Below are 20,752 nucleotides of genomic sequence, written 5' to 3'. Positions count from 1 at the left end.
GGGCCCCTCCCGGAAGTTCAGAGCGAGAAGCAGGGGTCGAAGAACGTGCTCTCGGTTTCCGGGGCCAGGCCGCGGCGGGCGCGCCACCGGCGGTGCTGCTCCGACTCGGCGGCGGCCTGGCCGAGCAACTCGGCCTGTCGGGAGCCCGACAGGCCCGTGCCCGGCGTGGCCTGGTAACCACCGAAGTGCGCGACCGGGCTCCACCGGGGACTGACCGGCGGAAGCTGTTCGTCGAGGCCCTCGTACTCGGCGGCGGCGTAGACGATCCGGCCGCCGACGACCGTCAACAGGGACTCGATGTGGGGGATCTCCGGCTCGGGCACGGCGAAGTAGTCCTCGGACAGGACCGCGAAGTCGCCGAGGAAGCCCGGCCGCAGGACGCCCTTGAGACCCTCCTCGCCGGTCAGGGAGGCACCCGCCTCGGTGAACATCGCCAGCGCCGTCTGCCGGTCGACCCGGTTGTGCGGCGGGCGGACGACCAGGTCGCTGACGGTCCGGCCGGTGACCAGCCAGTGCAGGGCGATCCACGGGTTGTAGGTGGAGACCCGCGTGGCGTCGGTGCCGGCTCCGACCGTCAGGCCGCGCTCCAGCATGGCCCGGACCGGTGGGGCGTCCGCGGCCGCGCCGGGGCCGTAGCGGCTGACGAACGCCTCGCCCTGGAAGGACAGCCGGTTCTGGACCGACATCGCGCCGCCAAGAGCCGCGATGCGGTCGAGACTGTCTGCGGAAACGGTCTCCGCGTGGTCGAACAGCCACCGGTTTCCGGCCGGGAACAGTCCTTCCGCGGAAAGCTTCTCGAATACGGCGAGGTCGCGGCGAATGGTCTCGTCATATGTGGCGTGCAGCCGGAATCCCCAGCCGTTCTCCATGAGGAGCCGTACAGCCTTCTCGAATTCCGATTCGTAAGCGGCGAGCTGCGGCCGCGGCTGGTTGAAGTTCTCGAAATCGGCCGCCGCCCAGGTGAGATTCTCTCCTGCGCCGTTGAGGCGCAGCCATTCATCTCCGTCCTCGGGCCGGGCCATTTCGATCCAACGGGCAAGGTCCTCGATTTCCTGGCCGGCGGTCTGCGGGAAGAGGTGATAGGCGATGCGCAGCGACAGCTGACCGGCCTTGGCCAGTTCGACGACCGTGCTGTAGTTGTCGGGGAAGTTCTGGAATCCGCCCGCCGCGTCGATCGCCGATGTGAGACCGAATCTGTTGAGTTCGCGCAGGAAATGACGGGTGGAGGTCTTCCTGTCCTCACCCTCCAGCACAGGCGCCTTGGCCAGCGTCGAATACAGGATCAGGGCGCTCGGGGCGGCCAGCAGCATGCCCGTGGGCTCGCCGTCCCGGCCCCGCACGATCTGGCCGCCCTTCGGGTCGGGCGTGTCCCTGGTGTATCCGGCGGCCTTGAGAGCCGCCCGGTTGAGCACCGCCGACTGGTACAGGTGCAGGACGAACACCGGCGTGTCCGGCGCGGCGGCGTTCAGTTCGGCGACGGTCGGCAGCCGCCGTTCGGCGAACTGCTCGGCCGACCACCCGCCGACCACGCGCACCCACTGGCCCTTCGGCGTCCGCGCCGCCTGTTCGCGCAGCATCGCCAGCCCTTGGCGCAGGGTACGAACGCCGTCCCAGCGCAGCTCGAGTACGTAGTTGAGTCCGCCCCGGATGACGTGGAGGTGGGAGTCGTTGAGGCCGGGAATCATCCGGCGGCCGAGGGCGTCGACCACCTTCGTGGCCGGGCCGACGTGCGGAGCCACGTCCTTGTCGTCGCCGACGACGATGACGACACCGTCGCGTACGGCTATCGACTCGGCCTTCGGACGACCCGGGTCGCCCGTATGAATCTTCGCATTGCGGACAACGAGGTCCGCGGGGTTGTCGGTGGCGCTGGGAACCAGCCCACCGACCGGCATCGTGGACACCTTTCGACAACCTCCTGAGGCGTGAACAGCGTCGATTTCGTTTGCATCGACTTCCGACGGGAGAGGGCAACGAGCGGAGAAGGACCGGAGAAACTCGCGCTCACCGCGCCCATACCCCGCCGAAGTGGATTCCGGGCGGGCTCTCGTGCAAAACGCAGGCCCGGGCCCCGGCGGCCCCCGACTTCTTCGCCATCAGGCTATTTGGAGCGCAAGGGTCCGAGTGTCCCGGCAGTGCACTGGAATCGTTCCTCGAGCGCACTGCCCTCCTCTCCATGCGCTGTGAGTTCAGCGCCAGTGCGCTGGTGGTCAATCTCCGCCGCGTTCGGTGTCTTAATGTGCGGAGCGACGGCCCCGCAGATATCTGTGTCTGCCCCCGGTCGCCTCGCCCTGCCGGAAAGCCCGGCGCATCCCACTATCCCAGGAGAACCACATGTCTGATGCCGTCGAGCCGGTTCAGCCGGTGCTGGAGCCGGCAGCAGCCGCTTTCGCCGAAGCCACCGCCAATCCGCCCTACCTCTTCGACCTGCCGCCCGCAGAGGGGCGCAAGGCCGTCGACGAGGTGCAGTCGGGCGAGATCGACAAGCCCCTGATCGACGAGGAGTGGATCACCGCGCCGGGTGGTCCGACAGGCAGCGTCCGCGCACGCATCGTGCGCCCCGCGGGCGCGGAAGGACCTCTGCCCGTCATCCTCTACATCCACGGCGCGGGCTGGGTCTTCGGCAACGCCCGCACCCACGACCGTCTCGTACGGGAACTCGCCGTCGGCGCGAACGCCGCCGTGGTCTTCCCCGAGTACGACCTGTCCCCCGAGGCCCGTTACCCGGTCGCCATCGAGCAGAACTACGCGGTCGCGAAGTGGGTCGTACAGCAGGGCGCGTCCAAGGAACTGGACGGCTCGCGGCTGGCCGTCGCCGGCGACTCCGTCGGCGGCAACATGAGCGCCGCGCTGACCCTGATGGCCAAGGAGCGCGGCGACGTCCCCCTCGTGCAGCAGGTGCTGTTCTACCCGGTCACCGACGCGAACTTCGACACCGGCTCCTACCGCCAGTTCGCGGAGGGCTACTTCCTGCGCCGCGACGGCATGCAGTGGTTCTGGGACCAGTACACCGCCGACGAAGCGGACCGCGCCCAGATCACCGCCTCCCCGCTGCGGGCCACCACCGACCAGCTCACCGGCCTGCCCCCGGCTCTGGTCATCACCGGCGAAGCGGACGTCCTGCGCGACGAGGGCGAGGCATATGCCAACAAGCTCCGTGAGGCCGGCGTCCCGGTCACCGCCGTCCGGTTCCAGGGCGTCATCCACGACTTCGTGATGCTCAACGCACTCCGCGGAACCCACGCCGCCGAGACGGCGATCACGCTGGCCATCGGCACCTTGCGCACCGCGCTCCACGCCGGCTGACACCAGCCCCCCCTCGTACACCCACCCAACAAGGAGAATCACCCGACATGACCACGTCTCCCCTCGCCACCGCAGTTCTCGTGCACGGTGCCTTCGCTGACGCAGCCAGTTGGACGGGGGTCATCGCGGAACTGCAGAACGACGGCATCTCCGTGGTGGCGCCGCCGAACCCGCTGCGCGGCCTGGAGTCCGACGCCGCGTACATCGCCTCCGTGGCCGCTCAGATCGATGGTCCCGTCGTGCTCGTCGGTCACTCCTACGGCGGGGCGGTCATCTCCGTGGCAGGCGCCACCAAGAACGTCGTCGGGCTGGTCTACGTGGCGGCCTATGTCACCGAAAAGGGCGAGAGCCTGGGCGAGTTGCAGGGGCGCTTCCCCCTCTCGCCGCTCGTCAGCAACCTGAAGGAGGAGACGTACCCCGTGGAGGGGGCGGAGCCCGCGGTCGAGGTCACCATCAAGGCCGAGGCGTTCCCGGACATCTTCGCCGCCGACGTTCCGGCCGCCGTCACCAAGGTCCTGGCGACGACCCAGCGTCCGCTGGCCGCTTCCGCGTTCACGGAGACGGCCTCGGCAGCCGCGTGGCGGACCAAGCCCTCCTGGGCACTCGTGGCCGGCGCGGACCAGGCCATCAACCCGGAGGTCGAGCGTTTCGGTGCGAAGCGGGCCGGCGCGACGATCGTCGAGATCGAGGGCGCCTCACACGCAGTGGCCGTGTCCCGGCCCAAGGAGGTCGCCGCTCTGATCCGTGACGCGGTGCGCGCCACGAGCTGACGAAGCAGCGAAGGGCCGTGCGGCCGYCTCCCSGGGAGTCGGCCGCACGGCCCTTCGCTCTTGAGCGCGCACGAGATATCGCCGCGTCCTCTCGCATCCGCGTTCGACCGTGGCCACCACGACGGGAACCGCCTGCGGCGCACCGATGGCGAGCGCTGGTGGCGGGAGCAGGCGACCGGCCGGACACCGAGCGCGGCGCCGGGGGACGGAGTCCACTCGGCCGTGGTCTGCCGTCGCCCGGACAGGGACGCCCAGGCGATCGGGTGGTGACTCAGCGGAGGGCTCCGAGCGCGGCCTCGACCGTTCGGTGGAAGGTCGGGTACGTGTAGATCATGTGCTGGAGCCGGTCGACGGGTACGGCGGCGTGGACGGCCACATTCAGCCCGTAGAGCACCTCGCCTCCCGCGGGACCCGCCGAGGTCGCGCCGACCAGTACGCCCCGGTCGGCGTCCTCGACGAGCTTGATGAACCCCTCGTTGCCCGGCCCGTGAATCCATCCGCGGGTGGAGGAGGCGATGGTCAGCACACTGGTGCGCACGCGCAGCCCCCGCGCTCGCGCCTGCTGCTCGGTCAACCCGACGGCCCCGATCTCCGGGTCGGTGAACGTGACGCGGGGCAGCGCCCGGTAGTCGGCGTCGGGACCGGGTTCCCCGAGGATGTCCCTCACGGCGATCTGCGCCTGGTACATCGACACATGGGTGAAGGCGCCACGGCCGGTGATGTCTCCCACCGCCCACAGCCCCTCCCCGGTCCGCATCTGCCCGTCGGTGGGGACGGCCCACGCCGCGGGATCCAGCCCCACCGTGTCGACGGCCAGCGCGGTCAGGTCGGCGCGGCGCCCAGCGGCGACCAGGAGCCGTTCGGCACGCAGCGGCTCCGCGCCGTCACCCAGGCTGATGGTGAACGCGGTGCCGTCGTGGCTGACCTGCTGGGCCCGGGAGCCCGTGAGTACGGTGACCCCGTCCGCCCGCAGAACCTCCGCGGCCAGTTCCCCGGCTTCCGGTTCCTCCTGCGCCAGCAGCCGGTCCTGTCCCTCGATCACGGTGACCGCACACGTGAACCGGGCAAACACCTGGGCGAGTTCGGCACCGATGGCTCCCCCGCCGAGAACGGCCATCGACGCGGGCAGTTCCCTGGCGGCCATGGCGTCCCTGTTGGTCCAGTACGGCGTGGCCGCGAGTCCCGGCACCGGGGGCACCCGGGGCCTGGCGCCGGTGGCCAGCACGACGCCGCGCCGCGCTTCCCATGTACGGTCGCCGACCGTCACCCGGCGGGGCCCGGAGAGGCGGCCCCGTCCCCGGACCAGCCGACAGCCCTTGGCCGCGAGACGGCCGGCGGCCACCCGGTCGTCCCAGTCGTCGGTCGCCTCGTCACGGATGCGGCCGGCGACCCTGCCCCAGTCCGGAGTCACGACCGCCTCGCCGGCGAGGGCGGACATCCGGCCCGCCTCGGCGAGCAGGTTCCCGGCCCGCGTCATCATCTTGCTGGGCACGCACGCCCAGTAGGGACACTCACCACCGACCAGTTCCGCCTCGACCCCCACCACGTCCAGGCCGGCCTCGGCCAGGGCGCCCGCGACGTACTCGCCCCCCGGCCCCAGTCCGACGACGACCACATCCGCCTGCATATGCGCACTCATTGCGTGCCTCTCATGGGTTTTCGCGCTCCACGCGTGCGTGGGGCGTCCCGAGGCTAGAGCGGGTCGGCCGGGAACCCGTTTCCGACGGCGCACGGGGGCTTGTCCGAGAGCGAACGACGCACACGGGACGCCGCACCAGTGCGCTGGCGGACGCCACTGCGTGCGCTGACCGGCAAGGCGCACTCCGGCCGGGTGTCTAGCGTCACCCGAGTACGCACAGCACGGCAGCGCAGGAGGAAGACCATGACCACCAGTTCCAAGCCCGTGAGCAGCAGCCAGCCGCGGTTGCACCAGAAGGGCGCGGTGATCCAGGAGTTCGGCACGGTCAAGCAGTTCCCGATCGGCCTTTCCTACGAGGCGCGGATGTACTCCTGCCAGCGCCTGAACAAGGCCCTGGCGGATACACAGATCCTCTACGGGCTCTACAAGAAGCATCACTGGCTGATGCGCGGCGCGACCTTCTATCAACTGCACCTGGTCCTGGACAAGCACGCAGGGGAGCAGCTCGAACTCATCGACACCCTCGCCGAACGCGTCCAGTCCCTGGGCGGAGTCGCGGTGGGCGATGCCAGGCACGTCGCGGAGATCACGTCGATTCCGCGGCCGCCGGACGGGGTGGAGGAAGTGCCCGCCATGCTGGCACGGCTGCTGGAGGCTCACGAGGCCATCCTGATCGACGCCCACGACGCCGCCGCCCGGACCATCGAGCTGGGTGACGACGGCACGAACGACCTGCTGGTCTCACAGGTCATCAGGACCGGGGAGCTGCAGACGTGGTTCCTCGCCGAGCATCTGGTCGACACCCCACTCGTCCGCGCCTGACGGGCACTGCCGGGCGTCGGTGCCCCCGTCACGGCGCATCAAGTCACGGATGGCGTACTCGAAGTCCTGGTGATGCAGGGCAACCAGCTGCGGCAGCGCGTAGCGCAGGGCTGCTGGGGACAAAACGCTCTTTGAGTCGGGTACCCGGAGGGGGCTGCGCGTCCTCGGATACCCGGCCCCGGGTCGCGCCACGTCATCCGTGCGCGGCCCGTCACCTCGTGTACATCGAGGAACCGAGCACGACCTGGTGGCCGGTGATCCCGAAGTCCACCCCCGACGGCGTGGAACGGGCAGCGGTGAAGCCGGCGTTCTGCGGCAGGGACAGCCGCCACACGTAGGAGTGTCCACCGATGCCCGGCACCGCGACGCTGATCTCGTCGCCCTGCGCCAGCAGACTCCCGCCCGTGTTGACCTCATGGCCGTCCCAGGTGCCGCTGACCCGGATACGCGCCTCCTGCCCGTGCGACCCGGCCGCCGGACCGACGGTGAGCGCCCCGCCCTTGCCCATCAGTCGCGTGATCACACCGGACAGCGCCTCGTAGGAGAAGGACACGTCGCCGGTAACCAGGTTCGCCTGCGCCGTGCGGGAGGACAGCGAGGTGACCGTCAGGTCGTGCAGGTCGAGGGCGAGCTGTCGCACGTCGAGGTAGTCGCCCTGCGCGTTGGACGTCGTGTTGAGCGAGAAGTTCCCCGCACTGATCGTGACATGGTCGAGCTCGCGGCCCGCCGCCTGGCTGAGGAACGGGAAACCGTGGATCGACACATGGGTGTAACCGTCCGTCGAGCCCGAGCCGTATCCGTACTTCTGCTGTGCGAGCTGAGCCGCCTCCCCCTCCGCGAAGTGCACCGCGACCCGGTCCGCCACCGTAAACAGCACAGCCAGTGCAACGGCGACGATCGCGAGCACCTTGACCCAACGCCGCCGCATTCCTCTGCCCCCATCCCATGGCCGCGCCCCCTGGCAGCGACCACGCCGCCGAACAGACACACGGCGACGGGGCATAGTACCCGCACGGCTCGGGGCCGCGTACCCACCATCGGCGGACTGAACCGTCGGCTTAGAGGGTCCGCCAGTAGGGGCTAGTGACCTGACCGGCAAGGTTTACCGGGTTGGCGGGTGCCGGACGACGTGGCGCTGAGCGGCCGGGGCAGCCGACGCAGGAGAAGAGCCGCAACTGGCGCGACTACTTCCCGCAGGAGGTCACCGCGCATCCGAGGCATGTGGTGCCGGCGGCAGGACTGGATCGGTGGGGGTGTGCGCAGGGCTGGCTTCGTCCGTGCTCGGCCAGGTGTTGTCGTAGCCCCGGTGTAGCGTCCAGGCCGCAGATGATCTGCGGGAGACCGGAGGCGCGTGATGACGAGTACGACAGGTACGACAGGTACGACAGGAGAGCTGGGAGAGACAGCCGGCAAGCACCCTGGAACGCCTCGCCGAACTGCGCACCGTGCGGTGAACGCCGAACTCGACGCCCTCAAGAGCGCCCTTGACCACCAGCGCAATCACGTCATCGGAGTCCTCGAAGGGCTGTCGGAGGAGGATCTGCGGCGGCCGGTCCTGCCCAGCGGCTGGAGCTGTCTGGCATTGCTGCGCCACCTCACCGTGGACGTCGAACGCTTCTGGTTCCTCGGGGTGATCGCAGGCGATCCAGAGGTGGCCGGACAGCTCACTGCGGGCGCGGAGGCGCACTGGTACGTGCCCGAGGGGATGAGCGCCGAGCAGGTCTTCGCCGATTACCGGGCAGCCATCACGGCCGCGAACACTGTGCTCGACGCCACCGCGCTCGACCAGGAGCCGGCAGCTTGGCCTGTGGAGTTCTGGCCGACCTGGCGACTGCCTGATGTGCGGCGCATCCTGATCCACGTGCTCACCGAAGTCGCTTGCCACAGTGGCCACTTGGACGCGGCGCGCGAACTGATCGACGGCACCACGTGGCTCGGCGGTAACCCCTACGCCGGCTGATCCTAATTCAGGATTGCGCCTTCACAGCGCGCCGAGCGGGCTCTTCCTCGGTTACGGAAGGCTCCTTCGCCGGCAGCGCGGAGCCGGTCCGCTTCGTTCGCCCAACCAGGAAGGCGACCACGGCAACCCCGAGTCCTGCCCACGTGGCCGGGTGGCTCCACATGGCCGTGTCGAGCTGCTGGGCGAGGACGAAAACCCCCATGACGACGACGAACCAGCCGAACGCCTTGCGCAGCGCGTCCTGGGGGATGCGGCCCGCGACTCGGCCGCCGATCAGGCTGCCGACCACTGCGGCCGCGGTCACGATCAGGGCCAGGCGCCAGTCGATCGTGACACCGGAGAGATGGCCGGCGAGACCGGCGAAGGACTTCATCGCGATGACCAGGAGCGAGGTGCCGACTGCGATGCCCATGGGCAGTCCGCCGAGGATAGCGAGGGCGGGGACGACGAGGAACCCGCCGCCGGAGCCGACCAGGCCCGTCACCGCGCCGACGACGAGACCCTCCGCCGCGATGTGCTTCAGGGGCAGGTCATGGTGCGCGGGTCGTGTCTTCTTCCGGCCGTTGCGGGGCTTGCGGAGCATCGCGAAGGCCGTGGCCAGCATCATCAGCGCGAAGGCGACGAGGAGGACGGTGCCAGGAATGTATTCGGCAAGGCGCCCGCCTCCGTAGGCACCGACCATGCTGAACGCGCCGAAGAGCAGGCCGGTCCGCCAGCGGACCCGGTGCGCCCGGGCGTGCGGGATCAGGGCGGCGAGGCTGGTGACGCCGACGACGAACAGCGAGGTGGCGATGGCCTCCTTGGTGCCCTGTCCCGCCAGGTAGACCAGGATCGGCACCGTCAGGATCGAGCCGCCGCCGCCGAGAACACCGAGGCTGACACCGATCAGCAGGGAGGCGGCGACGACCAGGGCGCTCATGACGTGCTCCGCAGCTCCGCGATCACGGTGCGGATGCCGGGGCGCGGCCCCCGGTTGTAGGGCAGCCTGGACAGCAGGACTCCCATGGCGCAGGAGTTGCTGACGGCGGCGTAGGTCAGGCCGGCACCGATCGCGGTGCCGATCAGGTGCGCGCCGGGGACGAACACGCCGGCGAGGCCGGTGGCCAGGACGACCGAGCCGGCGACCAGCCGGACCTGGCGCTCCATGTCCCACCGCTCGGGGCCCCGGTTGACGGGTGCCTCGGCGGTCTCCCAGGCGACGATGCCGCCTTCCAGGACGCGCAGGTTGGGCAGACCCGCCTCGGCCAGGGCCTTCTCGGCCTGGGCGGCGCGGGCTCCGGAACGGCAGACGAGCACGACGTCCTCGTCGAGGTGGGCCAGGAGCTCGGCCCGGTGCTCACGCAGGGTTTCCAGCGGCACGTTGTAGGAACCCGGGATGTGCGCGGCACGGAACTCGCCGGGCGTGCGCACGTCGAGCAGGCGTGGGGCCCGCCCTTCGCGGACGAGGCGGTGCAGTGCGGCGGGGCTGAGGGAGGAGGCTGATGCGGGCGTGGGGCTCATGAGGGTTCCATTCAGGGACAGATACCCGGGGGGGTATATTCGGGGGTGTAGGGGGCCCCGGTGTTTGCCGGGGCCCCCAGGGGTCAGGCGCCGGCTTCGGCCGGCTCGGGCGCCAGGGCCCAGGCGGCGTAGCCGCCGAGGATGTCGGAGACGTCCTCGAATCCGCGCGAGCGCAGCAGGCTTGCCGCGATCGACGAGCGGTGGCCTCCAGCGCAGTGCAGGACCAACGGCCGGTCGGCGGGCAGCTCGTCCGTACGCCCGGGCAGCTCGCTGAGCGGGATGTGCAGGGCGGACTCGATGAAGCCGTTCGCCTCACGCTCACCGCAGGTGCGGACGTCGACGACAAGGGGAGGAGTGTCCCCGGCGAGAGCGGTGCGCAGGTGCGTGGCAGTCAGACGGCTGGCGGGAGTGACTTCGCCGGCCAGGGCTTCCAGCGCGTCCTCGGGATTGCGCAGGTAGCCGACGGCGTGGTCGAAGCCGATCCTGGCGAGGCGGGTGACAACTTCCTCTTCCCGGTTCTGCGGCGCCATGACGACCAGTTCGTCAGCCGGGGCCAGCACGGTTCCTGCCTGCTCGGCGAACCGCCCGTCCGCAGGCACGTTCACCGCGCCGCGCAGGTGTCCTGCTGCGAACTCCTGCGGATCGCGGGCATCGACCACGACCGCTCCGGCGGCGCGCAGCGCGGTGAACTCTGGGAGCGCCAGCGGCCGGGGGGCCGTCGTCGCGTCGTACCGGGCGCGGTCCTTGCGGTTCAGCTCGGCGTCGTAGGCGAAGTATCCGGGCGCGGTCGACTGGCCGGCCGTGACGAGCGAGACGAACTCCTCGCGGCCCATCGGGGCGCACGCGTAGTTGGTGGCACGCTGCTCACCGATCGTGGACTGCTTCTCGGTCGAGAGGCTCTTGCCGCAGGCGGAGCCGGCGCCGTGGGCGGGGAAGACGCGCACCGCGTCGGCAAGCCCCATCAGCTTGTTCTGGACGCTGTCGTGGAGCATCGCGCCGAGTTCCTCGGCGGTGACGCCGACGGAGGCGAGCAGGTCGGGGCGGCCGACGTCGCCGATGAACAGCGCGTCACCGGTGAGGACGCCGTACGGCACGGTGTCGTCGGCGTGCTCGTACACGAGGACGCTGATCGACTCGGGTGTGTGCCCGGGGGTCTCCAGGATCTCCAGGGTCACGTCGCCGAGGGAGATCCGCTCGCCTTCGGCCAGCAGGCGGATGGGGTACTCGGTCCGGGCCCTTTGGCCGTACGCGATCCAGGCGCCGGTCTCGTCCGCCATCTCCAGGTGGCCGGCGACGAAGTCGGCATGGAAGTGCGTGTTGATCACGCCGACCACCGTCAGGTCGTGCGCGGCTGCGTCTGCCAGGTACTCGGAGACGTCCCGCCGGGGATCTACGACCACCGCCTGGCCGGTCTCCTCGTCGGCGATCATGTACGACGCCTGGGAGAGGCAGTCAAGGTAGTACTGGGTGAAGAACACGGCAATCCCTTCGTAAGGAACGCGCACCCCAGGGTGGGTGCGAGGGTGTTGTGTCACGGGCGGTGCCACAACCGGGCTGTGGGGTGAAGGCGGTGCTCAGGCTGCGCGCACGCCCGTCCCGCGCAGGAGCGGACGGCCGGTGCGGGCCCAGGCCGCGGTGCCGCCCATGACCGAGACGGCATCCACTCCGAAGCCGGCGAGGTGTTCGGCGGCCCAGGCGCTGCGATTGCCGCTCGCGCAGATCACGTGGACCGGCCGGTCGGCGGGCAGCTCGCCGAGTGCGGCGCCGAGCGCCGGCAGGGGAAGGCTGAGCGCTCCCGGCACGTGACCGGTCGCGTACTCGTCGCACTCGCGGACGTCGATGACGAACACGCCATCAGCGAGCTCGGCTGCGAAGACGTCCAGATGTACCTCACGCATCGAGGCATCCCTTCCAGATACCCCCCTAGGTATTTACGTACTCGACGGTAAGGCGACGCCCACGAGGAAGTCAAATACCCCCCTGGGTATCCCGAGCCACAAGGGAAGGTGCTTCATGGCCGAACCCGAAAATACGGTGGGGGGTATTCTGAAGTGCAGGTTTGACCTGCCCGACAGCTCAGGACCGCCGCCGCCCGGGCAGAAGATGCCCTCCGCAGCTCTGCGGCCGGCCCGACTTGCCCAATCCGGCACCGGACGCCCGGCGCCTCCCTACCGCCTCACATGACAGGAAGGGCATGCTCATGAAAGCCACGGCGACCGCCAAACCGATCGGCGCGTCGGGGCGTCCTGTCCGGCTCGGCCTGCGGGAGAACTGGCTTCAGTTCTCCCTGCTCGTCGTCGTCAACGTCGCCGTAGGCGGCCTGGTGGGCCTGGAGCGAACCACGGTGCCGCTCATCGGCACCGGCGCCTTCGGCCTGACGAGCGACCTGGCGGTCTTCTCCTTCATCATCGCCTTCGGCCTCACCAAGGCACTCACGAACCTCGCCGCCGGAACGCTGACAGCCCGCTTCCGCCGCAAGCAGCTCCTCGTCGCCGGCTGGCTGATCGGAATCCCCGTACCCTTCGCCCTCGCCTGGGCGCCGTCCTGGGGATGGATTGTCGCCGCGAACGTCCTGCTCGGTCTCAATCAGGGCCTGACCTGGTCGATGACGGTCAACATGAAGATCGACCTTGTGGGGCCTTCCCGCAGGGGTCTGGCCACGGGGCTGAACGAGGCCGCGGGCTACACCGCCGTCGGCGCCACCGCCCTGCTCACCGGCTACCTCGCCACCTCCTACGGTCTACGCCCCGTCCCGGAACTCATCGGCGTCGTCTTCGTCGCCGCCGGCCTCGCGCTGACCATCGCCGTACGGGACACCGCAGCACATGCCGCCCTCGAACTCGCCCAGCACAGCAAGCCCCTGCCCAGCAGCGAGGGCACGGGCCTGGCTGCCACGTTCGCCCGCACCTCCTGGCGCAACCGCTCTTTGCGCGGCGCCAGCCAGGCCGGCCTGGTCAACCACCTCAACGACGGCCTGACCTGGGGTGTCTTCCCTCTGCTGTTCACCGACCACGGCCTCGGCCTCGCCGCAGTCGGCCTCATCAAAGGCCTCTACCCGATCCTGTGGGGCCTCGGCCAGATACCCACCGGCCACCTCGCCGACCGCATCGGGCGCAAACCCCTCATCGTCACCGGCATGCTCATCCAAGCCGTCGGCCTCGCCCTCGCCCCTGCTTTGCTGGACACTCCGCTCCTGGCCGGAATCCTGTCCGCCGTCGTCCTCGGACTCGGCACCGCCATGGTCTACCCCACCCTCATCGCCTCCGTCTCCGACCACGCCCACCCCGCCCGGCGCGCCAACGCCCTGGGGACCTACCGCTTCTGGCGGGACATCGGCTACGCCGCAGGAGCCCTCGTCGCCGGTGTCCTGGCCGACGCATTCGGCCTGAAGGCAACCGTCATCGCAGCCGCCGTCCTCACCGCCGGCTCAGGGCTCCTCGCCGCCCGCTGGATGACCGACACCGCAAGGCCCTGGCATCCCCGTACGGCGCTCGCCGGCGACACGGTGCCATCACTGGACCGTTCTCAGCCGCTCCGAGGCCGCCCACCGTCACGCCGTGCCCAGCTCCTGAAACGGAACGAGCCTGCCGAACGGACCCGTGCACAGCCCGGTCCGGAGCCGGGCGAAGGACTGACTCACGGACTACCACCTCCCGGTTGACCGGTACCCGGACGCAGGCACCGTACAAACGCACATACCAGCCACGTCAGGCATTGCCCGGACTCATGCGAAGAGCCAGGAGACTTTTGCCTCGCATCTGCGGCATTATCATCAGCGCACGCTCGGCTACCGGAGCGGACGCCCGGTGTTCCGGCGGCTGCCGTGCCCCAGCCGACCGGCGTGGCCGTCGGGAGACCGTGGACGGTCCGCCGGGACCAGAGGTGATGTGTCCGTCAGGACGAGAGGGAGCAGACCCGTGATGACCCGTACCGCACGCCGGACCCGCCGGACGCTTCAGGTGACCGGTGCAGGCGTTGCCGCGCTACTGGCCCTGAGCGCCTGTTCCTCCTCCGACGACTCCTCGACGTCGGACTCCTCCGCGTCCGGTTCCTCGGACCAGCTGTCGGGCACGGTGACCGTGTTCGCCGCCGCCTCCCTCAAGGAGTCCTTCACGGCCCTGGGCAAGGAGTTCGAGGAGCAGCACCCCGGTACGAAGGTGACCTTCAGCTTCGGGGGCAGCGACTCGCTCGCCGCGAGCATCACCGGCGGCGCCCCGGCCGACGTCTTCGCCTCGGCCAGTCCCAAGACGATGAAGATCGTCACCGATGCCGGGGACGCCTCCGGTACACCCGCCACCTTCGTCCGCAACCAGCTGGAGATCGCCACGCTCCCGGGCAACCCCGACGGGATCTCCACCCTGAAGGACCTCACCGGGTCCGGACTCAAGGTGGTCCTGTGCGACAAGGAGGTGCCCTGTGGCGCCGCCGCCCAGAAGGCGCTCGACGCCGCCGGGCTCGAGCTCACACCGGTCTCGTACGAGCAGGACGTCAAGTCTGCCCTGACCAAGGTCGAGCTGAAGGAGGCCGACGCGGCCGTCGTGTACAAGACCGATGTGCACGCGGCGGGTGACAAGGTGGAAGGTGTGGACTTCCCCGAGTCGGCGAACGCCATCAACGACTACCCGATCGTCCGGCTCAAGGACACGCGGAACACCGAGGCCGCCCAGGCGTTCATCGCCCTGGTGCGGTCCTCCGCCGGCCAGAAGGTCCTGACCGGTGCGGGGTTCCTGAAGCCGTGACGGATCTCGGCAAGTCCGCCGCCGCGACCGGTCCCGTCCGGGGCGGCCCGCGGCGGCGTGTCCGGGCGGGCGTCGGCCGGGGTGTTCCGCTGCCCCTTCTGGTCCCGGCGCTGATCGGCCTGGCGTTCCTGATCGTGCCGCTCGCCGCGTTGCTGGTACGGGCCCCGTGGACCAGCATGCCCGAGCTGCTGACCAGTGCCGAGGTATGGCAGGCGCTCCGGCTGTCCCTGGTCTGCGCCACGGCCGCCACGGCGGTGAGCCTGGTCATCGGTGTGCCGCTGGCCTGGCTGCTGGCCCGTGTCGAGTTCCCCGGGCGCGGGCTCGTACGGGCCCTGGTCACCCTGCCGCTCGTCCTGCCACCCGTGGTCGGCGGTGTGGCCCTGCTGATGGCGCTGGGGCGCAACGGCATCGTCGGGAAGACGCTGGACGACTGGTTCGGGATCACCCTGCCGTTCACCACGGCGGGGGTCGTGATCGCGGAGGCGTTCGTCGCGATGCCGTTCCTCGTCATCAGCGTCGAGGGCACCCTGCGCGCCGCCGATCCGCGCTTCGAGGAGGCTGCCGCCACACTCGGCGCCTCCCGCTTCACCGCGTTCCGCCGGGTCACGCTGCCACTGATCGCTCCGGGCATCGCAGCCGGAGCCGTACTGGCCTGGGCCCGCGCCCTGGGCGAGTTCGGCGCGACGATCACCTTCGCCGGCAACTTCCCCGGCCGTACCCAGACCATGCCGCTGGCCGTGTACCTGGCCCTGCAGAGCGATCCGGAGGCGGCCATCGCCCTCAGCCTGGTCCTGCTCGCCGTGTCCATCGCGGTGCTGGCCGGCCTGCGCGACCGTTGGATGACAGCAGGATGACGACCGAGCCTCCCGCCCGCACCCCGCGCGCCGATGCGCCCCAGGAGGGACTCGACGCCCGCCTCGTCGTCGAGCGTGGCACCTTCCGCCTCGATGTGAGGCTGGCCGTCGCACCCGGCGAAGTCGTCGCCCTGCTCGGTCCCAACGGCGCCGGCAAGACCACGGCCCTGCGCGCGCTGGCCGGCCTGACGCCCCTCAGCGAGGGCCATCTGCGGCTGGACGGCACGGCATTGGAGCGTACGCCGCCGGAGTCCCGCCCCGTCGGCGTCGTCTTCCAGGACTACCTGCTCTTCCCTCATCTCACGGCCCTGGACAACGTGGCCTTCGGACCGCGCTGCCACGGGGCGGCCAAGGCCGCGGCCCGTGGCGAGGCCGCGGAGTGGCTCGGCCGCCTCGGTCTCGCGGAGCACGCCGACGTCAGGCCACGCAGCCTGTCCGGCGGCCAGGCCCAGCGTGTCGCCCTGGCCCGCGCGCTGGCGACCCGGCCGCGTCTGCTGCTCCTGGACGAGCCGCTGGCGGCGCTGGACGCCCGCACCCGGCTGGAGGTCCGCTCGCAACTGCGCAGACATCTGGCGGAGTTCGAGGCCGTCGCCGTCCTGGTCACCCACGATCCGCTGGACGCGATGGTCCTGGCGGACCGCCTGGTCGTGATCGAGGACGGCCGGGTCGTCCAGGAGGGCGCGCCGTCCCACATCGCCCGCCATCCCCGTACGGACTACATCGCCCGTCTGGTCGGCCTGAACCTCTACCGGGGCTCGGCCGACGGCCACACCGTCCGCCTCGACGACGGTCCATGCGCCACCACCACGGAGGCCCTGTCCGGTCCGGTCTTCGTGGCCTTCCCGCCGAGCGCCGTCACCCTCCACCGCGACCGCCCCGCAGGTTCCAGCGCCCGCAACCTCTGGCAGTGCGAGATCGCGGGCCTGGAGACCCACGGCGACCAGATCCGCGCCGACCTCACCGGCGAGCTGCGGCTCACCGCGGACCTGACCACGGCCTCCGCCGCCGAACTCGACCTGCACCCGGGCGCGGCGGTCTGGGCGACGGTGAAGGCGGCGCAGACCCACGCCTACCCGGTCTGAGGCGAGCTCCTGACCGGGGAACACCTGGGGCCGGGGCTGCCCGGCAGCACCCCGGCGTGGTCAGCGGCGGATCGCCGACCGTTCCCTGGCGGCGGAGTCTTGATCCCGGGCGGCCGGCCCTTGACGCGCGACTGACGTCGTCCGCCGGTGGTGACCCTCGCGTGGCTCGGCGCCCGCACGATGCGGCATCACGTGACGCCAGGTGGCACCACGAGGTGCCACGAGGTGCCGTTCCGTGCGCGTGGAGACACGCAGGCAGGCGGGAGACTCCGCCCATGCCTCCAGAGCGCATCGCATGTGCGCAGGTCAGAAAGGGTTTCGTCGCAACGCGCTCCAGAATGGCGCCAGACGGGTTGCGCATGATGCCATCGTGATGCCATCATGGCGTTATGGACCTCACCCCGTATGTCGACACCCTCCGCCGCGAACTCGCGGTGGCTGCCGAGGCCGGCGGCGACGAAGCCCGCGCGCTGGCAGAGCGGCTCACCGCTCCGCTGGAGTCGGCGACCCGGCTGACCATGCTCAACGTCCTGTCCGCCGCGATGGACGAGATCACCCGCGAGCTCGCCCCCGGTTCGGTCGACGTACGGCTGCGCGGGCTCGACCCCGACTTCGTCGTGACACTGCCGGCCACCGGCATCGGCCCCGCGGAGTCCGCCTCCGCACCCGCCGAACCGCTCAAGGCCCCGGCCCTGCCGGAGGGCGACGAGGGTGGCACCGCCCGCGTCAACCTGCGCCTGCCGGCCCACCTGAAGTCACGCGCCGAGGAAGCCGCGACCCGCGAGGGGCTGTCGGTCAACGCGTGGCTGGTACGAGCCGTGTCGGCCGCGGTCGACGGCGGCACCGCACCACGCACGACAGAGAAGAGCCAGACGCTCGGACAGGGCTACACGGGCTGGGTGCGCTAGCCACATCCGCCACCCGCACCACTTCACCCACACCACGTCCCACCTGCGGGGACGCCACCAAGAGCCAAGAGGACGGGACAGCCATGCCTTCTTTCGACACCTCCGAACCGATCTCGGTCACCGCTCACGTGGAGGCCGGTTCCATCCAGTTCACCGCGGGCGACCGCCCCGACACCGTCGTCGAGGCGCGGCCGCGCGACCCGAAGAAGGACCAGGACATCCGGGCGGCCGAGCAGACCGAGATCACGTACTCGGGCGGCGCGCTGACCGTCCGGACGCCCAAGCAGCGCTATCTGATCGGCCGCACCGGCACGGTCGACGTGACGGTCGAGCTGCCCACCGGGTCGCGTATCGACGTGACCGGCGCCTGGGCCCAGGTACTCGGCGAGGGCCGGCTCGGTGAGGTCCGCGTGAAGACCTCGTCCGGGGACGTCCGCCTCGACTCGACCGGCCCGCTTCACCTGACCGCGTCGCACGGCTCGATCACCGTGGACCACGTCGAGGGCAAGGCGGAGATCACCACCAGCTCCGGCAGCATGCGCGTCGGCTTCGTCGACGGCCCCGCCGTCCTGAAGAACTCGCACGGCACCACGACCGTCGGCGCCGCGACCGGCGAGCTGCGGGTGAGCGGCTCCAACGGCGACATCGACATCACCCGGGCGGATGACTCGGTCACGGCCACGACCGCCCACGGGACCCTGCGCGTCGCCGAAGTCGCCCGCGGGTCCGTCTCGTTGGAGACGAGCTACGGAGCCATCGAGGTCGGCGTCCGCGAGGGCACGGCCGCCTGGCTCGACGTCAACTCCGGCTCCGGCCAGGTGCGCAACACGCTCACCGCCTCCGAGACCCCCGCGCAGACCGACGACACCGTCAGCATCCGCGCCCGCACCCGGTTCGGCAACATCGACATCCGCCGCGCCAAGGTCTGACCCTCCGCGGCAACAGCCTTCAGCTCGCCCACTCCCATCCGTCTCCAGCCTCCGAACGGGAGGGCTCCATGCCTTCATCTGTCATGCCCACATCCAGGAAGGGTGACGGCCGGTCGGTGCCGGACGCCGTCTCCGCCGTCGGTCTGCGCAAGTCCTACGGGGACAAGGTCGTCCTCGACGGGATCGATCTGGCCGTCCCCGCGGGCACCGTGTTCGCGCTGCTCGGCCCGAACGGCGCCGGCAAGACCACCGCGGTGAAGATCCTCTCCACCCTCGTCACCGCGGACGCCGGCGACCTGCACGTCGACGGCCACAACCTGGCCACCGACCCGCAGGCGGTGCGCGCGGCGATCGGTGTCACCGGACAGTTCTCCGCCGTCGACGGCCTGATCACCGGCGAGGAGAACATGCTCCTCATGGCCGACCTGCACCACCTGTCCAAGCAGGAAGGACGGCGGGTCGCCGCCGAACTGCTGGAACGGTTCGACCTGACCGACGCCGCGAAGAAGCCCGCCTCCACCTACTCCGGCGGCATGAAACGCCGCCTCGACATCGCCATGACCCTGGTCGGCAACCCCCGGATCATCTTCCTCGACGAGCCGACCACCGGCCTCGACCCCCGCTCCCGCCACACCATGTGGGGCATCATCCGCGCCCTCGTCACCAGCGGCGTCACCGTCTTCCTCACCACCCAGTACCTGGACGAGGCGGACGAACTCGCCGACCGCATCGCCGTACTGAACGACGGAAAYATCGCCGCCGAAGGCACCGCCGACGAACTCAAGCGCCTCATTCCGGGCGGGCACGTCCGCCTCCGCTTCACCGACCCGGCCGCCTACCGCTCCGCGGCGTCCGCTCTGCAGGAGGTCACCCGGYACGACGAGGCGCTCGCGCTCCAGATCCCCAGCGACGGCAGCCAGCGCGAGCTGCGCTCCATCCTCGACCGGCTGGACTCGGCCGGCATCGAGGCGGACGAACTCACCGTCCACACCCCCGACCTCGACGACGTGTTCTTCGCCCTGACAGGCAACGACCAGCCGGCCGCCCAGCCCCACCAGTCCAAGGAGACAGTCCGATGAGCGCCCTCGCCCTCGCCGTCCGCGACTCGAACACCATGCTCCGCCGCAACCTCCTGCACGCCCGCCGCTACCCCTCCCTCACCCTCAACCTCCTGCTCACCCCGATCATGCTGCTCCTGCTCTTCGTCTACATCTTCGGCGACGTCATGAGCGCCGGGATCGGCGGCGGCAACGCGACCCGCTCCGACTACATCGCCTACATCGTGCCCGGTCTGCTGCTCATGACCATCGGCTCCACCACCATCGGCACCGCCGTCTCCGTCTCCAACGACATGACCGAAGGCATCATCGCCCGCTTCCGCACCATGGCCATCCACCGCGGCTCCGTCCTCGTCGGACACGTCGTCGGCAGCGTCCTGCAATGCATCGCCAGCGTCGTCCTCGTCGGCGCCGTCGCCGTCGCCATCGGCTTCCGCTCCACCGACGCCACCACCCTGGAGTGGCTCGCCGCCTTCGGGCTCCTGGTCCTCTTCGCCACCGCGTTCACCTGGATCGCCGTCGGTATGGGCCTCATCAGCCCCAACGCCGAAGCCGCCAGCAACAACGCCCTGCCCATGATCCTGCTGCCCCTCCTCTCCAGCGCCTTCATCCCCGTCGACACCATGCCCGGCTGGTTCCAGCCGATCGCCGAATACCAGCCCTTCACCCCCGCCATCGAAACCCTCCGCGGCCTCCTCCTCGGCACCGAGATCGGCCACAACGGCTGGCTCACCCTCGCCTGGTCCCTCGCCCTCACCGTCCTCGGCTACTTCTGGTCCACCGCCAAGTTCAACAACGACCCGAAGTAGCCGAACCTCGGTCATGCCTGCACAGGGACTCCCCGCACTCCGTCCGGCCTCCAGGGCGGCGCACCCGACACCACGTCGGTCGTGCGCCGCCCTTTTCGGTGGGGTCAGTCCCACTGGTCCTGGTTGATGAAGCGGCTGAAGCCTCGCCAGGAGTTGGGTCCCATGACGCCGTCGATGGGGCCGGTGTAGCCGTGTGCTGCCGAGAGTCGTTGTACCGCGGCCCAGGTGTTGGTTCCGGGGACTCCGTCGAGGGGTCCGGTGTAGCCCCAGTTCCGCATGTTCAGCTGGAGTGCGGTGTAGGTGCGGGGGCCGGGAACGCCGTCGATCGGTCCGGTGTATCCGGACTGGATCCGCAGCCAGTTCTGCGTCCGCTGCC

At 70.3% G+C, this 20,752-nt stretch carries 20 protein-coding genes; 12 read left to right on the top strand and 8 right to left on the bottom strand.

The window, feature by feature from the left end:
* Nucleotides 1-17: 17 nt before the first annotated feature.
* Nucleotides 18-1,895: an amidohydrolase gene (locus EAO72_RS37395; RefSeq protein WP_187285421.1), complete on the bottom strand. Its 1,878-nt coding sequence runs from the start codon at nt 1,893-1,895 to the stop codon at nt 18-20.
* Nucleotides 1,896-2,334: 439 nt separating this feature from the next.
* Between EAO72_RS37395 and EAO72_RS37390 the strand changes: the two genes are divergently transcribed.
* Nucleotides 2,335-3,306 (top strand): alpha/beta hydrolase, encoded by a 972-nt coding sequence (locus EAO72_RS37390; protein ID WP_148021438.1) that lies wholly within the window; start codon nt 2,335-2,337, stop codon nt 3,304-3,306.
* 47 nt (nt 3,307-3,353) lie between these two features.
* Entirely contained in the window at nt 3,354-4,076 is a 723-nt protein-coding gene (locus EAO72_RS37385) for an alpha/beta fold hydrolase (protein WP_148021437.1), read from the top strand.
* Between the two features lie 271 nt (nt 4,077-4,347).
* Here EAO72_RS37385 and EAO72_RS37380 read toward each other — a convergent pair whose 3' ends face one another.
* A complete protein-coding gene (locus tag EAO72_RS37380; RefSeq protein WP_187285340.1) occupies nt 4,348-5,715 on the bottom strand; it encodes a dihydrolipoyl dehydrogenase family protein in 1,368 nt (455 codons plus the stop codon).
* Between the two features lie 243 nt (nt 5,716-5,958).
* Between EAO72_RS37380 and EAO72_RS37375 the strand changes: the two genes are divergently transcribed.
* Nucleotides 5,959-6,537, top strand: coding sequence for a Dps family protein (locus tag EAO72_RS37375; RefSeq protein ID WP_148021436.1), 579 nt, complete (start codon nt 5,959-5,961; stop codon nt 6,535-6,537).
* A 211-nt stretch (nt 6,538-6,748) separates the two neighbouring features.
* Here EAO72_RS37375 and EAO72_RS37365 read toward each other — a convergent pair whose 3' ends face one another.
* Nucleotides 6,749-7,465: an LmeA family phospholipid-binding protein gene (locus tag EAO72_RS37365; RefSeq protein WP_261991750.1), complete on the bottom strand. Its 717-nt coding sequence runs from the start codon at nt 7,463-7,465 to the stop codon at nt 6,749-6,751.
* A 522-nt stretch (nt 7,466-7,987) separates the two neighbouring features.
* Between EAO72_RS37365 and EAO72_RS37360 the strand changes: the two genes are divergently transcribed.
* Nucleotides 7,988-8,497 carry a DinB family protein gene (locus tag EAO72_RS37360; RefSeq protein WP_187285339.1) on the top strand — a complete coding sequence of 170 codons (510 nt, stop codon included), beginning with the start codon at nt 7,988-7,990 and terminating at the stop codon, nt 8,495-8,497.
* Between the two features lie 7 nt (nt 8,498-8,504).
* On the opposite strand, the gene EAO72_RS37355 is transcribed toward EAO72_RS37360, so the two are convergent.
* The 4 genes from EAO72_RS37355 to EAO72_RS37340 all read right to left on the bottom strand — a co-directional run bounded on the left by EAO72_RS37355 (nt 8,505) and on the right by EAO72_RS37340 (nt 11,895).
* Nucleotides 8,505-9,416: a sulfite exporter TauE/SafE family protein gene (locus tag EAO72_RS37355; RefSeq protein ID WP_148021435.1), complete on the bottom strand. Its 912-nt coding sequence runs from the start codon at nt 9,414-9,416 to the stop codon at nt 8,505-8,507.
* The gene (locus EAO72_RS37350) at nt 9,413-9,997 is read right to left on the bottom strand and encodes a rhodanese-like domain-containing protein (protein WP_148021434.1); all 585 of its coding nucleotides are present in this window, start codon (nt 9,995-9,997) and stop codon (nt 9,413-9,415) included. The genes EAO72_RS37355 and EAO72_RS37350 overlap by 4 nt, the downstream gene beginning before the upstream one ends.
* 83 nt (nt 9,998-10,080) lie before the next feature.
* Nucleotides 10,081-11,475, bottom strand: a complete 1,395-nt coding sequence (locus tag EAO72_RS37345) for an MBL fold metallo-hydrolase (protein WP_148021433.1) — start codon at nt 11,473-11,475, stop codon at nt 10,081-10,083.
* A 96-nt stretch (nt 11,476-11,571) separates the two neighbouring features.
* Nucleotides 11,572-11,895 carry a rhodanese-like domain-containing protein gene (locus EAO72_RS37340; RefSeq protein WP_148021432.1) on the bottom strand — a complete coding sequence of 108 codons (324 nt, stop codon included), beginning with the start codon at nt 11,893-11,895 and terminating at the stop codon, nt 11,572-11,574.
* 302 nt (nt 11,896-12,197) lie between these two features.
* On the opposite strand from EAO72_RS37340, the gene EAO72_RS37335 reads away from it, so the two are divergent.
* From EAO72_RS37335 to EAO72_RS37300, 8 genes are all read left to right on the top strand, one after another.
* Nucleotides 12,198-13,658, top strand: a complete 1,461-nt coding sequence (locus EAO72_RS37335) for an MFS transporter (protein WP_261991749.1) — start codon at nt 12,198-12,200, stop codon at nt 13,656-13,658.
* Between the two features lie 259 nt (nt 13,659-13,917).
* Nucleotides 13,918-14,736 (top strand): molybdate ABC transporter substrate-binding protein, encoded by an 819-nt coding sequence (gene modA, locus EAO72_RS37330; protein ID WP_148021431.1) that lies wholly within the window; start codon nt 13,918-13,920, stop codon nt 14,734-14,736.
* Complete coding sequence (gene modB / locus EAO72_RS37325; RefSeq protein WP_148021430.1) at nt 14,733-15,590, top strand: molybdate ABC transporter permease subunit; 858 nt, start codon at nt 14,733-14,735, stop codon at nt 15,588-15,590. The genes modA and modB overlap by 4 nt, the downstream gene beginning before the upstream one ends.
* Nucleotides 15,587-16,672, top strand: a complete 1,086-nt coding sequence (locus EAO72_RS37320) for an ABC transporter ATP-binding protein (RefSeq protein ID WP_148021429.1) — start codon at nt 15,587-15,589, stop codon at nt 16,670-16,672. The genes modB and EAO72_RS37320 overlap by 4 nt, the downstream gene beginning before the upstream one ends.
* Before the next feature lie 389 nt (nt 16,673-17,061).
* The gene (locus EAO72_RS37315; RefSeq protein ID WP_148021428.1) at nt 17,062-17,580 is read left to right on the top strand and encodes a toxin-antitoxin system HicB family antitoxin; all 519 of its coding nucleotides are present in this window, start codon (nt 17,062-17,064) and stop codon (nt 17,578-17,580) included.
* Between the two features lie 83 nt (nt 17,581-17,663).
* A complete protein-coding gene (locus EAO72_RS37310) occupies nt 17,664-18,509 on the top strand; it encodes a DUF4097 family beta strand repeat-containing protein (protein ID WP_148021427.1) in 846 nt (281 codons plus the stop codon).
* Nucleotides 18,510-18,592: 83 nt separating this feature from the next.
* A complete protein-coding gene (locus EAO72_RS37305) occupies nt 18,593-19,588 on the top strand; it encodes an ATP-binding cassette domain-containing protein (protein WP_148021426.1) in 996 nt (331 codons plus the stop codon).
* Nucleotides 19,585-20,376 carry an ABC transporter permease gene (locus tag EAO72_RS37300; RefSeq protein ID WP_148021425.1) on the top strand — a complete coding sequence of 264 codons (792 nt, stop codon included), beginning with the start codon at nt 19,585-19,587 and terminating at the stop codon, nt 20,374-20,376. The genes EAO72_RS37305 and EAO72_RS37300 overlap by 4 nt, the downstream gene beginning before the upstream one ends.
* A 104-nt stretch (nt 20,377-20,480) precedes the next feature.
* Here EAO72_RS37300 and EAO72_RS37295 read toward each other — a convergent pair.
* Nucleotides 20,481-20,752, bottom strand: a 272-nt coding sequence (locus EAO72_RS37295) for a peptidoglycan-binding domain-containing protein (protein ID WP_222724140.1), incomplete at its 5' end; no start/stop codon positions are given.

Origin of the sequence: Streptomyces sp. OR43 (genome assembly GCF_008042275.1) — a bacterium.
Lineage (GTDB): Bacteria > Actinomycetota > Actinomycetes > Streptomycetales > Streptomycetaceae > Streptomyces.
This window is presented reverse-complemented; position numbering and strand designations above follow the sequence as displayed.

What these genes read in the sequence shown, in the direction of transcription:
- EAO72_RS37395 (WP_187285421.1), bottom strand. Translation starts at nt 1,895, where the DNA reads ATGCCGGTCGGTGGGCTGGTTCCCAGCGCCACCGACAACCCCGCGGAC.
- EAO72_RS37390 (WP_148021438.1), top strand. Translation starts at nt 2,335, where the DNA reads ATGTCTGATGCCGTCGAGCCGGTTCAGCCGGTGCTGGAGCCGGCAGCA.
- EAO72_RS37385 (WP_148021437.1), top strand. Translation starts at nt 3,354, where the DNA reads ATGACCACGTCTCCCCTCGCCACCGCAGTTCTCGTGCACGGTGCCTTC.
- EAO72_RS37380 (WP_187285340.1), bottom strand. Translation starts at nt 5,715, where the DNA reads ATGAGTGCGCATATGCAGGCGGATGTGGTCGTCGTCGGACTGGGGCCG.
- EAO72_RS37375 (WP_148021436.1), top strand. Translation starts at nt 5,959, where the DNA reads ATGACCACCAGTTCCAAGCCCGTGAGCAGCAGCCAGCCGCGGTTGCAC.
- EAO72_RS37365 (WP_261991750.1), bottom strand. Translation starts at nt 7,465, where the DNA reads ATGCGGCGGCGTTGGGTCAAGGTGCTCGCGATCGTCGCCGTTGCACTG.
- EAO72_RS37355 (WP_148021435.1), bottom strand. Translation starts at nt 9,416, where the DNA reads ATGAGCGCCCTGGTCGTCGCCGCCTCCCTGCTGATCGGTGTCAGCCTC.
- EAO72_RS37350 (WP_148021434.1), bottom strand. Translation starts at nt 9,997, where the DNA reads ATGAGCCCCACGCCCGCATCAGCCTCCTCCCTCAGCCCCGCCGCACTG.
- EAO72_RS37340 (WP_148021432.1), bottom strand. Translation starts at nt 11,895, where the DNA reads ATGCGTGAGGTACATCTGGACGTCTTCGCAGCCGAGCTCGCTGATGGC.
- EAO72_RS37335 (WP_261991749.1), top strand. Translation starts at nt 12,198, where the DNA reads ATGAAAGCCACGGCGACCGCCAAACCGATCGGCGCGTCGGGGCGTCCT.
- modA (WP_148021431.1), top strand. Translation starts at nt 13,918, where the DNA reads ATGACCCGTACCGCACGCCGGACCCGCCGGACGCTTCAGGTGACCGGT.
- EAO72_RS37320 (WP_148021429.1), top strand. Translation starts at nt 15,587, where the DNA reads ATGACGACCGAGCCTCCCGCCCGCACCCCGCGCGCCGATGCGCCCCAG.
- EAO72_RS37315 (WP_148021428.1), top strand. Translation starts at nt 17,062, where the DNA reads ATGGACCTCACCCCGTATGTCGACACCCTCCGCCGCGAACTCGCGGTG.
- EAO72_RS37310 (WP_148021427.1), top strand. Translation starts at nt 17,664, where the DNA reads ATGCCTTCTTTCGACACCTCCGAACCGATCTCGGTCACCGCTCACGTG.
- EAO72_RS37300 (WP_148021425.1), top strand. Translation starts at nt 19,585, where the DNA reads ATGAGCGCCCTCGCCCTCGCCGTCCGCGACTCGAACACCATGCTCCGC.